The organism is Methylobacterium sp. J-072, assembly GCF_022829425.1.
Lineage (GTDB): Bacteria > Pseudomonadota > Alphaproteobacteria > Rhizobiales > Beijerinckiaceae > Methylobacterium.
Genome location: NZ_JAKSYK010000083.1, coordinates 158,134 through 174,955 on the forward strand (window position 1 = coordinate 158,134; position 16,822 = coordinate 174,955).

A 16,822-nucleotide genomic window follows, 5' to 3' on the forward strand; every position below is an offset into this window, starting at 1 on the left:
CGCGACAGCAATGTGGAACGCGTGTGTAGTTTTAGCAAGGCTGGCAGATCAGGGCGACCCTGCCCGATCACTCCCGCCGAAGCACCTTGTCGGCGGCAAGATCCGACCAGAACCCCGGCCGGAAATCCCGCTTGAGCGCCTCCGGGTCGTAGATGGTCTCGACCCAGGTCAGGAAATCGATCCCCTTGGCCTCGCCCTCCACGCGGTAGCGCGCGAAGAACGCGTCGAGGATGCCGGTCTTGGCGAAGCGGAGATGGCCGTAGCGGGCCGAGAGCTGCCGGGCGGCCTCGGCCACCGGGCGGTTCTCGTGCAGGATCAGGTAGAGGGCCGAGGCGAGCCCGGCCCGGTCGGCGCCCGACTTGCAGTGCATCACCGCCGGGTACTGGATGCCGGCGAAGAAATCCTTCGCGGCGAGCAGGGTGGCGCGGTCGGGGGCCTCGCGGGAACGCAGGACGAACTCGACCAGGGTGAGCCCGTGGCGTTCGCACGCCTCCCGCTGCAGCGGCCAGGAGCCGTGCTCGCGCCCGCCGCGCAGGGAGATGATCGTGCGCACGCCCTCGGCGCGGAAGCGCGCGAGCTGGTGCGGCCCGGGCTGGGCCGAGCGCCAAAGCCGGCCGGTACCGACCCGGTGCCGGTTGAGATAGGCCAACCGGAACACGCCGTGATCGATCAGCAGCATGTTCGCCCAGGCCTTCAGCCGATCGCCGGGCCCGGCGATCGGCCGCTCGAAGCGGGCGATCCGGGCCATGCGGCGCGCGTAGCGCGTCTCGGGCTTGAGGAAGCGATTGAACACGATGGAGGCTGCCGCGGAATCGGGAGCCGGCTCTAACAGCCCCCCGGAAGCCCGGCAATTCGCCTGTCGGACCGACCGGTCACGCCCTTTTCCCACGGACCACGAAAACGTTCCAAAAAAACCGGCGCCGATCTTGCCTTCACTCTGCCTGGATCGGGATCGAACCTGGGCGGGCCGCGCGGGTTATCCGACGGTCGACGGGGGAAGGCCGGAAACCCATGAGCACGCGCACCACGAGCATCCGCCGGGCTCGCGAGGCCGATCTCGGCAGCCTGTCGACGGTGTTCGATGCCTCGTGGCGCGAGGCCTATCGCGGCATCATCCCCGGGGTCGCCTTGGAGCGGCTGATCGCCGGACGCGACCGCGCCTGGTGGCGCAGCGCCCTGCGCCGGGGCCGCCCGATCGCCCTGGTCGAGACCGGCGAGCGGGTGGTCGGCTACGCCGCCTACGGGCGCACCCGCAGCCGGGCGCTCGGCACCGAGGCGGAGATCGACGAGCTCTACCTGCTGCCGGAATACCAGGGCGTCGGCCTCGGACGCCGCCTGTTCAAGGCGGTCCGCAACGATCTCGCCGATCACGGCCTCACCCAGCTCGGCGTCTGGAGCCTGGAGGACAACGCCCGGGCCGGCGCGTTCTACGAGGGGCTGGGCGGCCAGGCCGGGCCGCGGGTGCTGGACCGGGTCGCGGGGGTCGCGCTGCCCAAGGTCGGTTACCTGTTCAGCTAACGTTTCTTGGGAGTCGTTGCCGGCCTCGCGCCGATACTGATTTGCATCGTGGAGCCAGGCATCTAAGAGGTCGGGGAAGCGGTGCAAGCCGCATCCCGGAAGCGATACGCCATGAACATCGACGCCATCCCGCTCGGCAAGAAGCCCCCGCACGACGTCAACGTCATCATCGAGGTGCCGCTCGGTGGCGAACCGATCAAGTACGAGATGGACAAGGAATCCGGCGCGCTGGTCGTCGACCGGTTCCTCTATACCCCGATGTTCTACCCCGGGAATTACGGCTTCATCCCGCACACCCTGTCGGGCGACGGCGATCCCTGCGACGTGCTGGTGGCCAACACCCGCGCGGTGCTGCCCGGCGCGATCATCAGCGCGCGCCCCGTTGGCGTGATGGTGATGCAGGACGAGGGCGGCGAGGACGAGAAGGTCATCGCGGTGCCCTCCCGCCACCTGACCAAGCGCTATGACCGGGTCGAGAACTACACCGACCTGCCCGACATCACGATCCAGCAGATCCAGCACTTCTTCGAGCACTACAAGGATCTGGAGCCCGGCAAGTGGGTCAAGTTCGTCCGCTGGGGCGACAAAGAAGAGGCCCACCGCCTGATCGAGGAAGCGATCGAGCGGGCCAAGAACAAGAAAGCCTGAGACTACAAGGATCCAGATCTCCCCCCTCATCCTGAAGTGCCGGGCGATCGCAGATCGTTCGGCCTCGAAGGAGGCCTCCAGTCATCTCAGCGATCCCTGGAGGCCTCCTTCGAGGCCCGCTGACGCGGGCACCTCACGATGAGGTCGAGGGTGAGATCACCCGAAGTCCTATAGAGCCCCTCCCCTTGATGGGACGCGCGCGCTGATCTTTCTTATTCACCCGTCGATGCGGCGCAGGCCGGCCTTGTAGCGCCGGGCGTTCTCGACGTAGCGCTGGGCTGCCTGGCGCAGGCCCTCCACCGCGTCGGCGTCGAGGGTGCGCACGGCCTTGGCCGGGGCGCCGACGATCAGGCTGTTGTCCGGAAACTCCTTGCCCTCGGTCACCAGCGCGTTGGCTCCGATCAGGCAGCCCCGGCCGATCCTGGCGCCGTTCAGCACCGTCGCGCCCATGCCGACGAGGCTGCCGTCGCCGATCGTGCAGCCGTGGACGATGGCGCCGTGGCCCACCGTGACATCCGTACCGATCACCAGCGGAAAGCCGGGATCGACATGCATGATCACGCCCTCCTGCACGTTGGTCCGGTCGCCGATGCGGATCGGCTCGTTGTCGCCGCGCAAGGCCGCGCCGAACCAGATGCCGACATCGAGGCCGAGATGGACGCGGCCGACCACCTGGGCGTCCGGGGCGATCCAGACCCGGTCGGGATCGGCAAGCTGCGGCACGTGATCGTCGAGGGCGTAGAGCGGCATGGCTGGCTTCCGTCCCGGGGGGCTCATCGGTCGGCGTCGAGGCCGACGATGGGCATCGCCTGTCGCCGGAATGGCACAGGTCCGGCCTCGCTGCCAATGCTAGGCTGAACGCTCAACCGGACGCGAGGCGCAGGCGTGAAACGGATCGTGGCATCGATCGGCCTCGCGGGCCTGCTGCTGGCGCAGGCCGCTGCGGCGGCGGATTGGCATGACGGCGCACGGGTCGGCGGCTTTCGGGCGACCTGCGAGGATCTCGCGACCTTCTGCTTCGCGGATGCCTGCGGAGGCAATCAGATCGAAGCGGCCGAGACCTGCCGGGCGCGCTGCCCGAGCGCCGTGATCCTCGACGTGCTTCCAGCCGCCTGCCGCATCCCGAATGCCCTGCCTGGGCCCGTCCTCCGGCGACGCGGTTGAGACCACTGCATGATCCGGTCAGGCCCCCAGGGCGGCCGGATCAATCGATGTGAGAAAAAATCCTCGGTCCTGCGGCAACAAAACGCGGGGCGCAGCATTGAACCTGCTCCAACGGCTCAACAGCAAGCACGTCAGCACGGACCGTTGCTCGCACAGGCGCGAGACCGGAAGCCATGATTATGATCAATGACGATCTGAACCCGCCCCGTGTGGGCTTGAACGCGCATCCTATTCTTTACGGAGTCGCCGCTGGTCTGGCGGCGTTGTTTCCTCCGGTGATGTCCCATGCCCAGGCCGGGACCGACCAGGATTCGGCGCCTGACGGGGATGAGGAGCAGGACGCGCGCGACGGCGAGTGATCCGGCCCGCGTCTCGCGGTGTTGTCCGTCCCCCGAGCGTCAGGCGGCGAGCCGTGCAATCAGCAGCAACGTTGCCACGGCCGGCACGGCGGCGGCGAGCCAGAGCGCGGGCGCGTGAAACGCGGGCGGCGCGGTGAAGCGCACGGGCCGCGCTACGCCGGGGCGCAGAATCTCCTCGCGTCCGAAACCGATCCCGATGGCCATGCGCGCCTCCTCGATGTCCGAGGAGAAAAGGCCGGCGGCCCTCAAGAGCGTCTGAATCGGGGGCCGGGTTCGCGCGGCGTGGTGAACCCGGCCTTAAAGCGGCAGCCGCCTGCCCCCCCATCCCACCCGCGACCTCATCCTGACGAGCGTCCGCACAGCAGAAGCCTCGAAAGAGCCCTCCGGGCGTCTTGGCGAGCCCTGAAGTCCTCCTTCAGGGCTGCTGCGCGGCCTCTCAAGATGAGCGGAGAGATGGGGAGGCTTGTGGCGCCCCTAGCCGTCCCGCAACCGAGATCATGCTGTCAAACGAGCGCTCAAAGCGCCCGGTCGAACTTCAACTCGCCGTTCGGGCTCTTCAGCACCAGCTGGGAGCCGACCAGATCCCACACCGCCGCCGTGCGGAGGGCGACGAAGAACGCCTGCTCGGAGGCTGCGAGGCCCTTGTCGCAGCTCTTCTTGGTGAGCGCGAGCGGGCCGACCGCGAGGTGCTGGTCCTTCAGCGGGAAGGCGGTGGCCGCGAAGGTGTTGCAGCCGCCGTAGCCACGCGCACGGTACTGCTTGTCGATGATGAAGCTCGGCCGGTCGCCGCCGGTGAACGGCTTGCCGTTGAGGCTCACCGCCGTCCAGGTCGAGTCGAGCGGGAAGATCTTCTCGCTCGCCTTGGTGCCGGGCACGTATTGCGGCTTCTTCTCCTCCTCGCCGCCGGGGCGACGGTTGCCGCGGCCGAAGCCCGTGGGCGCACCACCGCCCATCTGGGCCTGGGCCTGGGTCGCTGCGGTCAGGTCCACGGCCATCACGGCACAGGCCAAGGTGGCGATCAGCACCGCTCTCATCGTTCTGCCCCTCAAACGCGCGCACACGGCGCTCAACTCATCGTCCATCCGGGGGCGCCGCGCCAACGGCGCATGCCGGCCCGACGCCCGTGATTCGCGCGTCGAGGCCGCCCCGAACCCATACGCCCCCGCGGATGCGACGGAATTTCAGCACAATTATGGTCGCGGCGCATCGCGCGGCGCCCGGAAACGATCCGCGGCGGATATCGTTGTTGGTCACAGCACGGGATGGAGGACGACGTGGCAGGATCTGACGAGGGCGGGCAGGCCGGGGCGAGCGCGCCCGCGATGAGCCCGGCACAGTCGCGCGCGGCACGGGGGCTGCTCGGATGGTCCGAGGCGGAGCTGGCCGCCAAGGTCGGCCTCGACGAGCGGTTCGTGCGCGACTTCGAGAGCGGCTACGGCGACCCGCCGAGCGGGCAGATCGAGGCCCTGCGCAGCGCCCTGTGCGCGGCGGGCGCGGTGTTCGACGATGCGCCGAATCCCGGCGTCCACCTCGCCGCCCAGGCCACGGCCGACGAGGGCGTCCGGCTCGGCGCGCTCACCACCGAGAACGATCGCTAGGGGAGGTCCGGGCGGCCGCTCATGACGCGTTCAGCCGCAGGGGCCGAAAGCTGAGCGCCTCGATCCGCCCGCCGTCCCAGGAGCGATCCGTGACCGTTCACGCCAGCCCCACGATCCGCAACGGCGCGCCTGCCGCATTCGCGACGGGACCACGTTGATGCGGGCCGAAGCCTTCCTGGCGGCTGCCGACGCGCTTCCGGTGGCGGACCTTGGCGCCCTGGTGGAGCGGGGCGGCCTCGTGGTGGTCGCGCCCCATCCCGATGACGAAAGTTTGGGCTGTGGCGGCCTGATCGCGGCGGCGTGCGCCGCCGGGCGGGACGTGCGCCTCGTAGTAGTCAGCGACGGCTGCGGCTCGCACACCCATTCCGAGTTGTACCCACCGGACAAGCTGCGGACCTTACGCGAGGCGGAGACGCTCCGGGCGGTGGCGATCCTCGGCTTGGCCGCGGAGGCCGTCACCTTCCTGCGCCTGCCCGACGCCCACGTGCCGAGCACCGGCCCCGAAGCCGAGGCGGCCGCCCATGCCGTCGCGCAGGCCGCCACCGCCTGCGAGGCCGGCGCCGTGTTCGTGACCTGGCGGCACGATCCCCATTGCGACCACAAGGCGTCGGCCGCCATCGTCGGGCTGGCCCGGCCGCTGATGCCGGGTGTGGCGATCTACGAATACCCGGTCTGGGGCTGGACCTTGCCGCCCGAGACCGAGGTCGGGCCGGCACCGCAGGGCTTGCGCCTGGATGTCTCGGCCTATCGGACGACCAAGGCCCGAGCGGTGGCAGCGCATGAATCGCAGACCACCGACCTGATCTCAGACGATCCCACGGGTTTTCGCCTGGAGCCTGCGATGATCGACCGGCTCTGCGGGCCCTACGAACGCTTCGTCAGGATCCCCGCATGAGCCGCGCGACCGAGACTTTGCCGGTGGATTACTTCGCCGGCATCTACGCCAGCGATCCGGATCCCTGGCAGTTCACGAGTTCGGCCTACGAGCGCGACAAGTACGCGGCGACGCTGGCCTGCCTGCCGCGGCCGCGCTACCGTGCCGCCTTCGAGCCGGCCTGCGCGATCGGGGTATTTACCCGCGCCCTGTCCGAGCGCTGCGACCGCCTCCTGGCCAGCGACCTGATCCCGGCCGCCGTGGAGGCCGCCCGGGCCCGCTGCGCCGACCGGCCCACCGTCGAGATCCGCCAGGGCGCCGTGCCGGCGGATTGGCCGGAGGGACGGTTCGACCTGATCGTACTGTCCGAGTTCCTGTATTTCCTCGCCCCGCCCGATCTCGCCGAGCTGGTCCGCCGCGTCGGCGATGCCATCGAGCCCGGCGGCGACCTGGTGCTGGTCCACTGGATCGGCGAGACCGACTACCCGCAATCGGGCGACGAGGCCGCCGAGAGCTTCATCGCGCAGGCCGCCCCGTTCGCGCGCCTGCTGCACCAGGACCGGACGGACAAATATCGCCTAGACGTGCTGCGCGCCGGAGCCCCCTTGTGAGCACCACGGTCATCACCCTCAACAAGGGCCGGGGCGCGCATCTCGCGCGGCTGCTCGAGGGCCTGGCACGGGGCACGCCGCCCGAGGCCTGCATCATCGTCGAGATCGGCGGTGACGATGCCCCCCTACCGGACCTGCCGTTCCCGGTCGAACGCGTTCCGTTTCCACGGGACGGCCTGCCGCTCGCCGCCGCGCGCAATGCCGGGCGCCGGGCGGCCCGGACCGACACGCTGGTCTTCCTCGACGTCGATTGCATCCCGTCCCGTGGCCTGGTCGCCGGCCTGTCCCGGGCGGTGGCCGAGCGGGATGGCCTGATCTGCTGCGAGATCGGGTATCTGCCGGCCGGCGCCGTACAGGACGGCTGGCAGGAGGCCGAACTCGACCGGCTCGGCCATCCGCACCCGGCGCGCGCCTTCCCGCCCCCCGGCCTCGTGGCGCCGGCGCCGCAGCCGGGCCTGTTCTGGTCGCTGGCCTTCGCGGTGCGGGCCGCGACCTACGACCGGATCGGCGGCTTCGATGAGTCCTTCTCCGGCTACGGCGCGGAAGATACCGACCTGGCGTTCCGGGCGGACAAGGCCGGCGTGCCGATCCTGTTCCTCGGCGGACCGCGGGCCTACCACCAGCACCATGGAAGCTACGACCCGCCGCTCCAGCATTTTCGCGACATCGTCGCCAACGCTGCCCGCTTCCAGGCCCGCCACGGCTTCTGGCCGATGGACGGCTGGCTCGACGGGTTCGCGCGGCTCGACCTGATCGCAGCCGACCGGTCCAACGGGATCGAGGTTTACCGCGACCCGACGCCGGTCGAGATGGCGGCGGCGCGGCTGCCGGATGCGCGGCCGTTCTGACACAAACAGCGCCTACGATAGAGACCAGCCCGGTGGGACTGCAGAGTCCAATTTGTCGATCGGGCGCCGGCAGTGAGCCGAAACAACGAGGTCTGGATGCGCAGCCAAGCCATCGATGCGATCGTCCACGTCATCCTAGATCTCCGGCCGAGTCATCCGCTGCGCATTGCGATTGACGGCAGAACGTCCTCCGGCAAGACGACCTTGGCCGACGAGATCGCGACCGAGACACGGGACCATGGCCGCAGTGTCATTCGAACCAGCATCGACGGCTTTCATCGGCCGAAGGCCGAACGCTATGCGCGCGGCCGCAGGTCAGCCGAAGGATACTATTACGATGCGCGGGACCTGACTGCGATCAAGGACTTGCTACTACGCCCTCTCGGCCCGCAAGGTGACCTGCTCTATAGAACGGCGAGCTTCGATCTCGAATTAGATCGTCCCATCGATGCGCCACTGCATAAGGCCGAAGCCGATGATATCCTGATCGTGGACGGCACGTTCCTGCAGCACCCGGAATTGCGCGCCGAATGGGATCTGATCATCTTCGTCGACGTGCCCGAAGAATTGGCACGTGCCCGCGGCACCGATCGGGATGCCGAGCGCCTCGGCGGTCCCGCCGAGTCTCAAGCAATCTATCGCGAGCGCTATCTACCGGCTTTCGCAATCTAAGAAACTCATTGCGACCCGAAAACGGACGCGCACATCGTCTTTGAGAACGCCAATTTCGAAAGCGCAAAAGCACATATGCAACGCCTACCCGAACTGAGCTGATACCAGCTCAACGAGCGCGGCGACTCCCGACCGCCCACATCTTCGACGGCGGTGAAAAGTGGGTCCTGGGAAAACCCCAGGACCCATTGCAGACCTGCCGAAACTCACCCCTTCATCGCATCCGCCTTCTCGATCAGCGCCTCGGCCATGCGGATCGACGCGATGTCGATCAGGCGGCCATCGAGGGAGACGGCGCCGCGGCCGGCCTTGGCGGCCTCCCGCATGGCCTCCAGGATGCGGCGAGCCTTGGTGACTTCGGCCTCGGACGGCGTGAACACCTCGTTGGCGAGGTCGATCTGGGACGGGTGGATCGCCCATTTGCCCTCGAAGCCCAGCGCCGCGCAGCGCTTGGCCGCCGAGCGGTAGCCGTCCGGATCCGAGAAGTCGCCGAACGGGCCGTCGATCGGGCGCAGGCCGTAGGCGCGGCAGGCGACCAGCATGCGGTTCTGGGCGAACAGCCACGGATCCTGCCAGTGAGTCTGACGGTTGCCGGCCTCGTCCTTGTCGGTGAGCACCGAGAAGTCCGGGTTCACGCCGCCGATCACCGTGGAGCGGGCGCGGGTCGAGGCAGCGTAGTCGGCCACACCGAAGGACATCGCCTCCAGGCGCTTCGACGACTGGGCGATCGCCTCGACGTTGGCCATGCCAAGGGCGGTCTCGATCAGCACCTCGAAGCCGATCTGCTTGTCGCGCTTCTTGGCCTGCTCGATCTGGGTGACCAGCACGTCGATGGCGTAGACGTCGGCCGGCACGCCGACCTTGGGGATCAGCACCATGTCGAGCCGCGGACAGGCTTCGACGATGTCGACCACGTCCCGGTACATGTAGTGGGTGTCGAGACCGTTGATGCGGATCATCATGGTCTTGTTGCCCCAATCCAGGTCGTTGAGCGCCTGGATGATGTTGGTGCGGGCCTTCTCCTTGTCGTCGGGGGCGACCGCGTCCTCGAGATCGAGGAAGATCACGTCGGCGGCCGAAGACGCCGACTTCTCCATGAAGGTCGGGTTGGAGCCCGGGACGGCGAGTTCGGAGCGATGCAGGCGCGGCTTGGCCTGCTGGATCAGGGTGAAGCTCATGGGTGTTTCTCTCTCCTGGTAACGGTTCTGATGCCGCCGGGGTGCGTGGGGATCGCCCTCCGGGAACAAGATGGGTCAGGTGTGGGGCACCGACAGGGCGCCTCGCCTCACCCCGTCGAGCCGAAGCCGACCGCGATGCAGTTGATCGACAGCAACAGGGCGGATTTCACCGCCTCGCGCCGGTCCTCGTCGGTCTCGGAGCGGTAGCGGGCCAGCAGCTCGACCTGCTCGCGCCCGACCTGGTTGATGGTCGGTAGCCGGCCCTTCAGCCGGTCGCGGAACAGCGGGAAGCGCTCGGCCAGCTCGGTTCCGCCGCTCACCCGCAGCACCATCTCGCGGGTCAGCGCGTACTCGGCCTCGATCATCGAGAAGATGCGATCCCGGATGCCCGCGTCGGGGACGAGGCCGGCATAGGCGCGGGCGATGTCGAGATCGACCATCATCAGGGTCTTCTCGACCTCGTCGAGGACCAGTCGGAACACCCGGGATTCCTGGAACAGGCGCTTCAGGGTCGCTTCGCCGTCCCGGCCGCGCACGTCGAGGAAGCTCGCGAGCCCGGAGCCGACCCCGTACCAGCCGGTGACCACATGCCGGTTCTGAGACCAGGCGAACACCCATGGGATCGCCCGGAGATCCGAGAGCGAGCGGGCGCCGAACCGGCGGGCCGGCCGCGAGCCGATGTTCAGGAGCGCGATTTCGTCCAGCGGGCTCGCCGACTGAAAGTAGTCGACCAGCCCGTCGGTCTGGAGCAGCCGGACGTAGGCGGCCCGCGATGCGCCGGCCAACGCCTCCAGGGCGTCGTCGTGGCCGACACTCGCCCGCTCGCCGTCCCCCGCCAGGGCATGCTCGAACACCGAGGCGGCGAGCAACTCCATCTGGTAGGCGGCGGTGCCGCGGTTGGCGTATTTGAACGAGACGACCTCGCCCTGCTCGGTGGTGCGGAACCGCCCGCGGATCGAGCCCGGCGGCTGGGCCATGATGCCCCGATGGGTCGGCACGCCGCCGCGGCTGACCGAGCCGCCGCGCCCGTGGAAGAACGCGATGCCGACGCCGAGGTCCTGGCCGAGGCGGGTCAGCTTGCTCTGCGCCTTGTACAGCTCCCAGTTGGCGGCGACGAAGCCGCCATCCTTGTTGGAGTCGGAATAGCCGATCATCACCTCCTGCACCCCGCCCTGCCAGCGGGTCGAGCGGCGCACCACCGGCACGGTGAGGAGCTCGCGCATGATCGCCGGGGCGGCACGCAGGTCGTCGATGGTCTCGAACAGGGGCACAATCGCGAGCGGGCAGATCTCCGGGCGGATGTCCGGGCCGGCGGCGTCGAGGAACACACCGGCCTCCTTGGCCAGCAGGTAGGCGCCCAGCACATCCTCCACCGAGCGGGTCATCGACAGGATGAAGGCGCCGAACGCCTCCCGGTCGAGGCTCTCGCGCATCTCGGCCACCAGCGCGAAGGTCGCCAGGGTCTCGCGGGCGGCGTCGGGCAGGTTCTCGAAGGAGCGCTCCGGGTCGCGGGGCCGGACCAGTTCCGCGTCGAGCCATTGCCGCCACGCCGCCGAGCCGAGCGCCGGGGGCTCGCCCTCGCCGTTGCGCTGGCGCCAGAGCGCCTGGAGCGTCTCGGTGGTCCGGGTGGTGTTCTCGCGCAGGTCCAGCCGGACCGTGGAGAACCGGAAGATCTCGACCATGCGGCGGACCGGCCGCACCAGGTCGCGGCCGAGCGCGCCGCATTTGGCATCGTCCAGCCCGCGCTCGAGCACGCGCAGGTCCTCGATCAGGCCGTCGGCGCTGGCATAATCCGGGCCGGACGGGTGCTCGCCCTCGTTGCGGGCGATGGTCGCGTCGAGCTTGCGCAGGACGCAGGTGAGATACTGGCGATACGGCTCGCCGGGATTGCGCCGGGCGATGGCCCGGGCCTGTCCGCTCTCGGCGAGCTGCCGGTCGAGTTCCTGGCGGAACGTCTCCGGCAGCGGCAGCGCGCGCTCGGTGAGCGAGAGCGTCCGACCGAGCTCGCGCACACCATCCCGGTAGCGGTTGAGCGAGGCCAGCGCGTTGCGGTGCAGGGCCTGCCGGGTGACGGCGGCGGTGACGTAGGGATTGCCGTCCCGGTCGCCGCCGATCCACGAGCCGAACTGGAAGAACGGCGGCACCTTGAAAGTGGTCCCGGGATAGGCCTCGGCCAGGGACTCCTCCAGGGTGTCCATGGTCTCGGGCAGCATCTCGAACAGGGTCTCGTCGAAGAAGTGCAGACCCCAGGCGACTTCCCGCTCGACGGTGGCCTTCTCCAGGTGCAATTCGCCGGTCATCCAGACCAGCTCGATCTGGTCGCGCAGCTCGTTCATGAGCCCGTTGCGCTCGCGGTCGGTCCAGCGCGGCATCTCCAGCTCGCGCAGCACCAGGTAGATCCGCCGGAACTTTTCCAGAACCGTAACCCGCTTGCCCTCGGTCGGGTGCGCGGTCAGCGTCGGGCGGATGCGCAGGTCGGAGAGCAGCGCCTGGATCTTTTCCGGCGGGATGCCCTGAACGCGCGCGTCAGCAAACACCTTCGCAAACGAACCGCTCAAGGCCGCCCGTCCCTCCGTGCGCTCGACATGCCGGCGCCGCCGCATCGCAGCGTTCTGCTCGGCGATCGAGATCAGGTGGAACCAGATGCCCTGCACCTGGAGCGCGCGGGCCAGCATCTCCGGCGAGAAGCGCGAGATGTCGGCGGTGCCGTGCAGCACAGCTTCGAGATCGGGGTCGTGCCGGCGGGCGACGTCGAGCAGGGCCTGGAACAGGATGTCGAGGGCCTGCTCGGCCGAGGTGCCGGTGATCACCGGCGGCGCGAAGGCGCTGGCTTCCGCGAGGGCGGGCGATGCGTGGAGGGTACGGGTCATGGAGCCACCTCGTGGCGCACAGTTTTTCAAAGGTTGGCTCGATGCGCTCCCTCCCCCCTCTGCGGGGGAGGGTGGCCCGCGAAGCGGGTCGGGAGAGGGGAGCGACGCTTCCGAAAAGCGCGTGACAAGCGTGAAATCCGCTACCGTCGCGCTGCCCCTCTCCCGACCCGGCCTGACGGCCGGCCCACCCTCTCCCGCAGAGGGGAGAGGGAGGACGTCGCGATTTGCATCAGGCGTCGCGTCACGCCGCCCGGGCGAGCACGTCGGCCACGGTCTGGCCGAAGGAGCCGGGATCGGGCGCCACGGTGAGGCCGTAGGAGCGCATGATCTCGGCCTTCTCGGCAGCGCTGTCGCCGGCCGCCGAGATGATCGCCCCGGCATGGCCCATCCGGCGCCCCTTGGGGGCGGTGAGCCCGGCCACGAACCCGATCACCGGCTTCGACATGTTGTCCCGGATCCAGGCCGAGGCCTCGGCCTCCTGCGGGCCACCGATCTCGCCGATCATCAGCACCGCATCGGTATCCGGGTCGGTCTCGAACAGGGCGAGGTGGTCGAGGAACGACGAGCCGTTGATCGGGTCGCCGCCGATGCCCACCGAGGTCGAGATCCCGAGGCCGAGTTCCTTGAGCTGCGAGGCGGCCTCGTAGCCGAGGGTGCCCGAGCGCGAGATCACCCCGACATTGCCCTGGAGGTAGATGTGGCCGGGCATGATGCCGAGCATCGCCTTGCCGGGCGAGATGATGCCGGCGCAGTTCGGGCCGACCACCATGGTGCGGCGATCCCGCGGGTAGCGCATCAGGTAGCGCTTCACCCGCATCATGTCCTGGGCCGGGATGCCGTCGGTGATCGAGCAGACCAGCCGCAGCCCGGCATCGGCCGCCTCCATGATGGCGTCGGCGGCAAACGGCGGCGCCACGAAGGTGATCGACGTGGTGGCGCCGGTGGCGGCCACCGCCTCCTTGACGGTGTTGAACACCGGCAGGCCGAGATGGGTGCGGCCGCCCTTGCCGGGGGTGACGCCGCCCACGACGTTGGTGCCGTATTCCAGCATCTCCTTGGCGTGGAAGGTGCCCTTGTCGCCCGTGATGCCCTGGACGATGATCGGGGTGGTCTCGTCGATGAGGATGCTCATGGCGTGGTCTCCCCTCAGCGGTTCTTCTTGGCGGCGTCGCAGGCTTCGACCGCCTTGCGCGCCGCGTCCGACAGGGTGTCGGCGGTGATCAGGTCGAGGCCGCTCTCGGCCAGGATTTTTTGGCCGGCCTCGACGTTCGTGCCGGCGAGCCGCACCACCAGGGGCACGTCGATCTTCACCTCCCGGGCGGCCTGGATCACGCCCTCGGCGACCCAGTCGCAGCGGTTGATGCCGGCGAAGATGTTGACCAGGATCGCCTTGACGTTGCGGTCCGAGAGCACGAGCCGGAACGCCGTCGCGACCCGCTCGGGGGACGCCCCGCCGCCGACATCCAGAAAGTTCGCCGGCTCACCGCCCGCGTGCTTGATCATGTCCATGGTCGCCATGGCGAGCCCGGCGCCGTTGACGATGCAACCGATCTCGCCCTCGAGCCCGATGTAGCTGAGGTTGTGCTCGGCGGCCTGGGCCTCGCGGGGATCACCCTGCGACGGGTCGTGCATGTCGGCGATGCCCGGCCGGCGGAACATCGCGTTGTCGTCGAAGCTCATCTTGGCATCGAGGGCCAGCACCCGGTCGTCCTTGGTGACGACCAGCGGGTTGATCTCCAGCATCGTGCCGTCGCAGTCGCGGAACGCCCGGTAGGCATTCATGATGGTCTTCACCGCGGCCGAGACCTGCTTGATGTTCAAGCCGAGCTGGAAGGCGATCTCCCGGGCCTGGAACTGCTGCAGGCCCACCGCCGGCTCGACCACCACCTGGATCAGCGCCTCCGGCTCGTTGGCGGCGATCTCCTCGATATCCATGCCGCCGCGCTGGCTGGCGATGACGCGCACGCGCTCGGCCTTCCGATCGAGGACGTAGCCGAGATAGAGCTCGCGCTCGAACGGGTCGGCGGTCTCGACATAGACCCGCTGGACCGGCTTGCCCTCGGGCCCGGTCTGCAGGGTGACGAGGCGCTTGCCCAGCAGCTCCTTGGCGGCGTCGCGGACCTCGTTGTAGGTCCGGCACAGCTTGATCCCGCCGGCCTTGCCGCGGGCGCCGGCATGGATCTGCGCTTTCACGGCCCAGAACGAGCCGCCGAGTTCGGTGGCGGCGTAGACCGCCTGGTCCGGGCTGAACGCGATGGCGCCCTTCGGGACCGCCACACCGAAGCTCGCGAGCAGCTCCTTGGCTTGGTACTCGTGGACGTCCATTCGGCGCCTCCTCCGCGGTCGTTGCCGCCGTTCGACGCTGTCTACTTTAGTTGAATGGGAAGATTACGCCCGTCAAATTTTTTGATCTGTCGGTTTAGGTGACCTTTTTCGCGGCCGCAAAACAAATCGTATCCACTATTGCACCGCAGCATTCCGGCAAAAAGATAAGGCCGGGCGCATGATGCACCCGGCCTTCATTGACGATCCATTTGCGGCACCCGTGGCGGGTTCAGCCAGGTTCAGTTCACCTTGGCCTTGACCACCCCGTAGACCTTCTCGGTGAGCGCACCGGCCTCGGCGAGCAGGCCTTCGAGCTCCTGGAGCCGCTCGTCGGCGAACTCCCGGTCCTCGATCCCCTTGGCGTTGACGTAGACGTTGAGCGCCGCGCTGCGCAGGCCGGCATAGGCCGAGAGCACCGCCACGCCGGCATCGGAGACGACGTTGAGATTGCCCTTCTCGGCGGTGATCGCCGCGAGGTCGATCACCGTGCGGCAGGCCCGGCAGCAGGAGAGCGGCACGTCGGTGGCGGTCCGGAGCGCGGCCTGGATCGCCGCGGCCCGGGCCGCCTTCTCGTCATCGGTGGCCTTGGGCAGGCCGTAGGCGCCCATCACGGCGTCGAAGGCCTGGACGTCCTCGCCGATCATGCCGGTGAGCACGACCCGCAGGCCCTCGGACCGGGCGAGCACATCCTTCAGCTCGGCCTCGACCTCCACGTACTTTTTCTTGCCGATGGTCAGGTTGCAGACCATCGACACCAGGGCCGCGCCCATGGCGCCGGAGATCGCCGCCGCGCCGCCGCCGCCGGGGGTCGGGGCGGCGCTCGCCAGCGCCGTCAGGAACGTTTCGATGCTGTCGCTCTCGGGGGGACGTGTCTCGGTCACCGGCGCCTCCCCTCAGGCCATGGACTTGGCGAGCGCGTAGATATCCTCGGCATCGAGCACCTGCTCGGTGCTCTCGAAGAGCTGGCCGACGCAGGCCCGGTGCAGCTTGAGCTTCAGCCCGCCGATGCCCAGCGCGCCGAACGCTTTCTTGCCGTTGCGGTCCTTGCCCTTGTCCATCACCTCAATGCCGCCGATCCCGGTCGGGGGCTGGGCGTTGTAGTCGGCGACGATCTCGACGGCCGGATCCTGGGCCCAGGCGGCCTCCGGCAGCAGCTCGACGCCGATGGCGCCGGCCGTGAAGATGAGGTTCTTGCCCTTCACCAGGGCGATGCGCGAGGCCTCGTCCGGCGTCGCGGCGGCCTTCACGCTGACCTTGAAGCGCGCGTTGATCGCGTCGGCGGCGGCCTGGGTCTTGTCCAGCGCGCGGCCCGCGATGGTCACATCGGCGCCCTCGCCGGCGAGCAGCGCCGCCGAGCGCATGCCGACCGGGCCGGTGCCCGCGAGCACGACGGCGGTCTTGCCCTGGAGCGAACCAGCGGCCTTGGCCACCAGGGCGACGCCGGCGGCGGCCGTGGTGTTGGAGCCGTTGGAATCGAGCATGCACGAGACCCGGAACGGGCCAAAGAACCGCTTCTTGACCGCGGCGAACAGCTCCTCGCCCGCCGCCATGCTGCCGCCGCCGACGAAGATCGCCGTCGACTTCTTCTCGGAGCCGCCGCGGGTGTAGATCGTGCCGTCGACCAGGGCGCCGACGTTGTCCGGATTCACGCCGCCGTAGCCGGTGATGTGGTCGGCGCCGCCGTCGTAGCCGACCACCGTGTCGAACACGTTCGGCATCGCATCGGTGTCGAACAGGAACAGCAGCTTTTTTGTCATGCTTTTTGGACCTTATCCGTCGCGCCTGTGCGGCGCCGTCGTGATGTCTTCTCGATCCGTTCCCAATCTTGAGGGGAGCGGACGACTTAAATGTAAGAAACCGGATCCGCGCGTCTCCCTCCCCCCTCTGCGGGGGAGGGTGGCCCCTGCGTCAGCAGGGGTCGGGAGAGGGGAACCCGGCGTCCGGATGTGGTGCGACCTGCATTAGGGGCGCAGCCCACTTCTGCACTGTCGCTCCCCTCTCCCGACCCCCTCCGGGGGCCACCCTCCCCCGCAGAGGGGGGAGGGAGAGCCCGAGCCCTACTCGACCACGTTCTGCGGCTTGCCGGCGACGAACGCCTCGACGTTGTCGACGAGCTGGTCGGCCAGGATCTGCATCGCTTCCTTGCTGGCCCAGGCG

19 protein-coding genes and 1 pseudogene are annotated in these 16,822 nt (G+C 68.9%); 9 read left to right on the top strand and 11 right to left on the bottom strand.

Going from position 1 to position 16,822, the window contains the following annotated elements; genetic code table 11:
- Positions 1-67: 67 nt before the first annotated feature.
- Complete coding sequence (locus MKK67_RS09015) at positions 68-793, bottom strand: tyrosine-protein phosphatase (RefSeq protein WP_243963529.1); 726 nt, start codon at positions 791-793, stop codon at positions 68-70.
- A gap of 218 nt (positions 794-1,011) precedes the next feature.
- Between MKK67_RS09015 and MKK67_RS09020 the strand changes: the two genes are divergently transcribed.
- A complete protein-coding gene (locus MKK67_RS09020) occupies positions 1,012-1,518 on the top strand; it encodes a GNAT family N-acetyltransferase (protein ID WP_050734398.1) in 507 nt (168 codons plus the stop codon).
- Between the two features lie 111 nt (positions 1,519-1,629).
- On the top strand, positions 1,630-2,166 hold the full coding sequence (ppa, locus tag MKK67_RS09025; RefSeq protein ID WP_243963530.1) for an inorganic diphosphatase: 537 nt from the start codon (positions 1,630-1,632) through the stop codon (positions 2,164-2,166).
- 216 nt (positions 2,167-2,382) lie between these two features.
- On the opposite strand, the gene MKK67_RS09030 is transcribed toward ppa, so the two are convergent.
- Positions 2,383-2,916 carry a gamma carbonic anhydrase family protein gene (locus MKK67_RS09030; protein ID WP_243963531.1) on the bottom strand — a complete coding sequence of 178 codons (534 nt, stop codon included), beginning with the start codon at positions 2,914-2,916 and terminating at the stop codon, positions 2,383-2,385.
- A 135-nt stretch (positions 2,917-3,051) separates the two neighbouring features.
- Here MKK67_RS09030 and MKK67_RS09035 point away from each other — a divergent pair, with 135 nt between their 5' ends.
- Both MKK67_RS09035 and MKK67_RS09040 read left to right on the top strand, forming a co-directional pair.
- Positions 3,052-3,330: a hypothetical protein gene (locus MKK67_RS09035; protein WP_243963532.1), complete on the top strand. Its 279-nt coding sequence runs from the start codon at positions 3,052-3,054 to the stop codon at positions 3,328-3,330.
- A 173-nt stretch (positions 3,331-3,503) separates the two neighbouring features.
- Positions 3,504-3,689, top strand: a complete 186-nt coding sequence (locus MKK67_RS09040) for a hypothetical protein (RefSeq protein WP_243963534.1) — start codon at positions 3,504-3,506, stop codon at positions 3,687-3,689.
- Positions 3,690-3,728: 39 nt separating this feature from the next.
- On the opposite strand, the gene MKK67_RS09045 is transcribed toward MKK67_RS09040, so the two are convergent.
- Complete coding sequence (locus tag MKK67_RS09045; RefSeq protein ID WP_243963536.1) at positions 3,729-3,893, bottom strand: hypothetical protein; 165 nt, start codon at positions 3,891-3,893, stop codon at positions 3,729-3,731.
- A gap of 311 nt (positions 3,894-4,204) precedes the next feature.
- Positions 4,205-4,723 (bottom strand): META domain-containing protein, encoded by a 519-nt coding sequence (locus MKK67_RS09050; RefSeq protein WP_243963538.1) that lies wholly within the window; start codon positions 4,721-4,723, stop codon positions 4,205-4,207.
- Positions 4,724-4,963: 240 nt separating this feature from the next.
- Between MKK67_RS09050 and MKK67_RS09055 the strand changes: the two genes are divergently transcribed.
- The 5 genes from MKK67_RS09055 to MKK67_RS09075 all read left to right on the top strand — a co-directional run bounded on the left by MKK67_RS09055 (position 4,964) and on the right by MKK67_RS09075 (position 8,292).
- A complete protein-coding gene (locus MKK67_RS09055) occupies positions 4,964-5,287 on the top strand; it encodes a multiprotein-bridging factor 1 family protein (protein ID WP_243963539.1) in 324 nt (107 codons plus the stop codon).
- A gap of 157 nt (positions 5,288-5,444) precedes the next feature.
- Positions 5,445-6,182, top strand: a complete 738-nt coding sequence (locus MKK67_RS09060; protein ID WP_243963540.1) for a PIG-L deacetylase family protein — start codon at positions 5,445-5,447, stop codon at positions 6,180-6,182.
- On the top strand, positions 6,179-6,772 hold the full coding sequence (locus tag MKK67_RS09065; RefSeq protein WP_243963541.1) for a class I SAM-dependent DNA methyltransferase: 594 nt from the start codon (positions 6,179-6,181) through the stop codon (positions 6,770-6,772). Before MKK67_RS09060 ends, MKK67_RS09065 begins: the two co-directional genes overlap by 4 nt.
- The gene (locus tag MKK67_RS09070) at positions 6,769-7,620 is read left to right on the top strand and encodes a glycosyltransferase family 2 protein (RefSeq protein WP_243963542.1); all 852 of its coding nucleotides are present in this window, start codon (positions 6,769-6,771) and stop codon (positions 7,618-7,620) included. Before MKK67_RS09065 ends, MKK67_RS09070 begins: the two co-directional genes overlap by 4 nt.
- A 96-nt stretch (positions 7,621-7,716) precedes the next feature.
- Complete coding sequence (locus MKK67_RS09075; RefSeq protein WP_243963543.1) at positions 7,717-8,292, top strand: uridylate kinase; 576 nt, start codon at positions 7,717-7,719, stop codon at positions 8,290-8,292.
- Between the two features lie 206 nt (positions 8,293-8,498).
- Here the strand turns inward: MKK67_RS09075 and MKK67_RS09080 are convergent, their stop codons facing one another.
- The 7 genes and pseudogenes from MKK67_RS09080 to MKK67_RS09110 form a co-directional block, all read right to left on the bottom strand.
- Entirely contained in the window at positions 8,499-9,470 is a 972-nt protein-coding gene (locus MKK67_RS09080; protein WP_243963544.1) for an HpcH/HpaI aldolase/citrate lyase family protein, read from the bottom strand.
- Between the two features lie 107 nt (positions 9,471-9,577).
- Positions 9,578-12,340: a phosphoenolpyruvate carboxylase gene (locus MKK67_RS09085; protein ID WP_243963546.1), complete on the bottom strand. Its 2,763-nt coding sequence runs from the start codon at positions 12,338-12,340 to the stop codon at positions 9,578-9,580.
- A gap of 241 nt (positions 12,341-12,581) precedes the next feature.
- Complete coding sequence (gene sucD, locus MKK67_RS09090) at positions 12,582-13,472, bottom strand: succinate--CoA ligase subunit alpha (protein WP_243963547.1); 891 nt, start codon at positions 13,470-13,472, stop codon at positions 12,582-12,584.
- 14 nt (positions 13,473-13,486) lie between these two features.
- A complete protein-coding gene (locus tag MKK67_RS09095; RefSeq protein WP_243956589.1) occupies positions 13,487-14,665 on the bottom strand; it encodes a malate--CoA ligase subunit beta in 1,179 nt (392 codons plus the stop codon).
- Between the two features lie 239 nt (positions 14,666-14,904).
- Positions 14,905-15,546, bottom strand: coding sequence for a methenyltetrahydrofolate cyclohydrolase (gene fchA / locus MKK67_RS09100; protein ID WP_243963549.1), 642 nt, complete (start codon positions 15,544-15,546; stop codon positions 14,905-14,907).
- Positions 15,547-15,558: 12 nt separating this feature from the next.
- Entirely contained in the window at positions 15,559-16,422 is an 864-nt protein-coding gene (locus tag MKK67_RS09105) for an NADP-dependent methylenetetrahydromethanopterin/methylenetetrahydrofolate dehydrogenase (RefSeq protein ID WP_243963550.1), read from the bottom strand.
- Between the two features lie 300 nt (positions 16,423-16,722).
- A pseudogene (locus MKK67_RS09110) lies at positions 16,723-16,822 on the bottom strand (glycerate dehydrogenase); the annotation flags it as partial.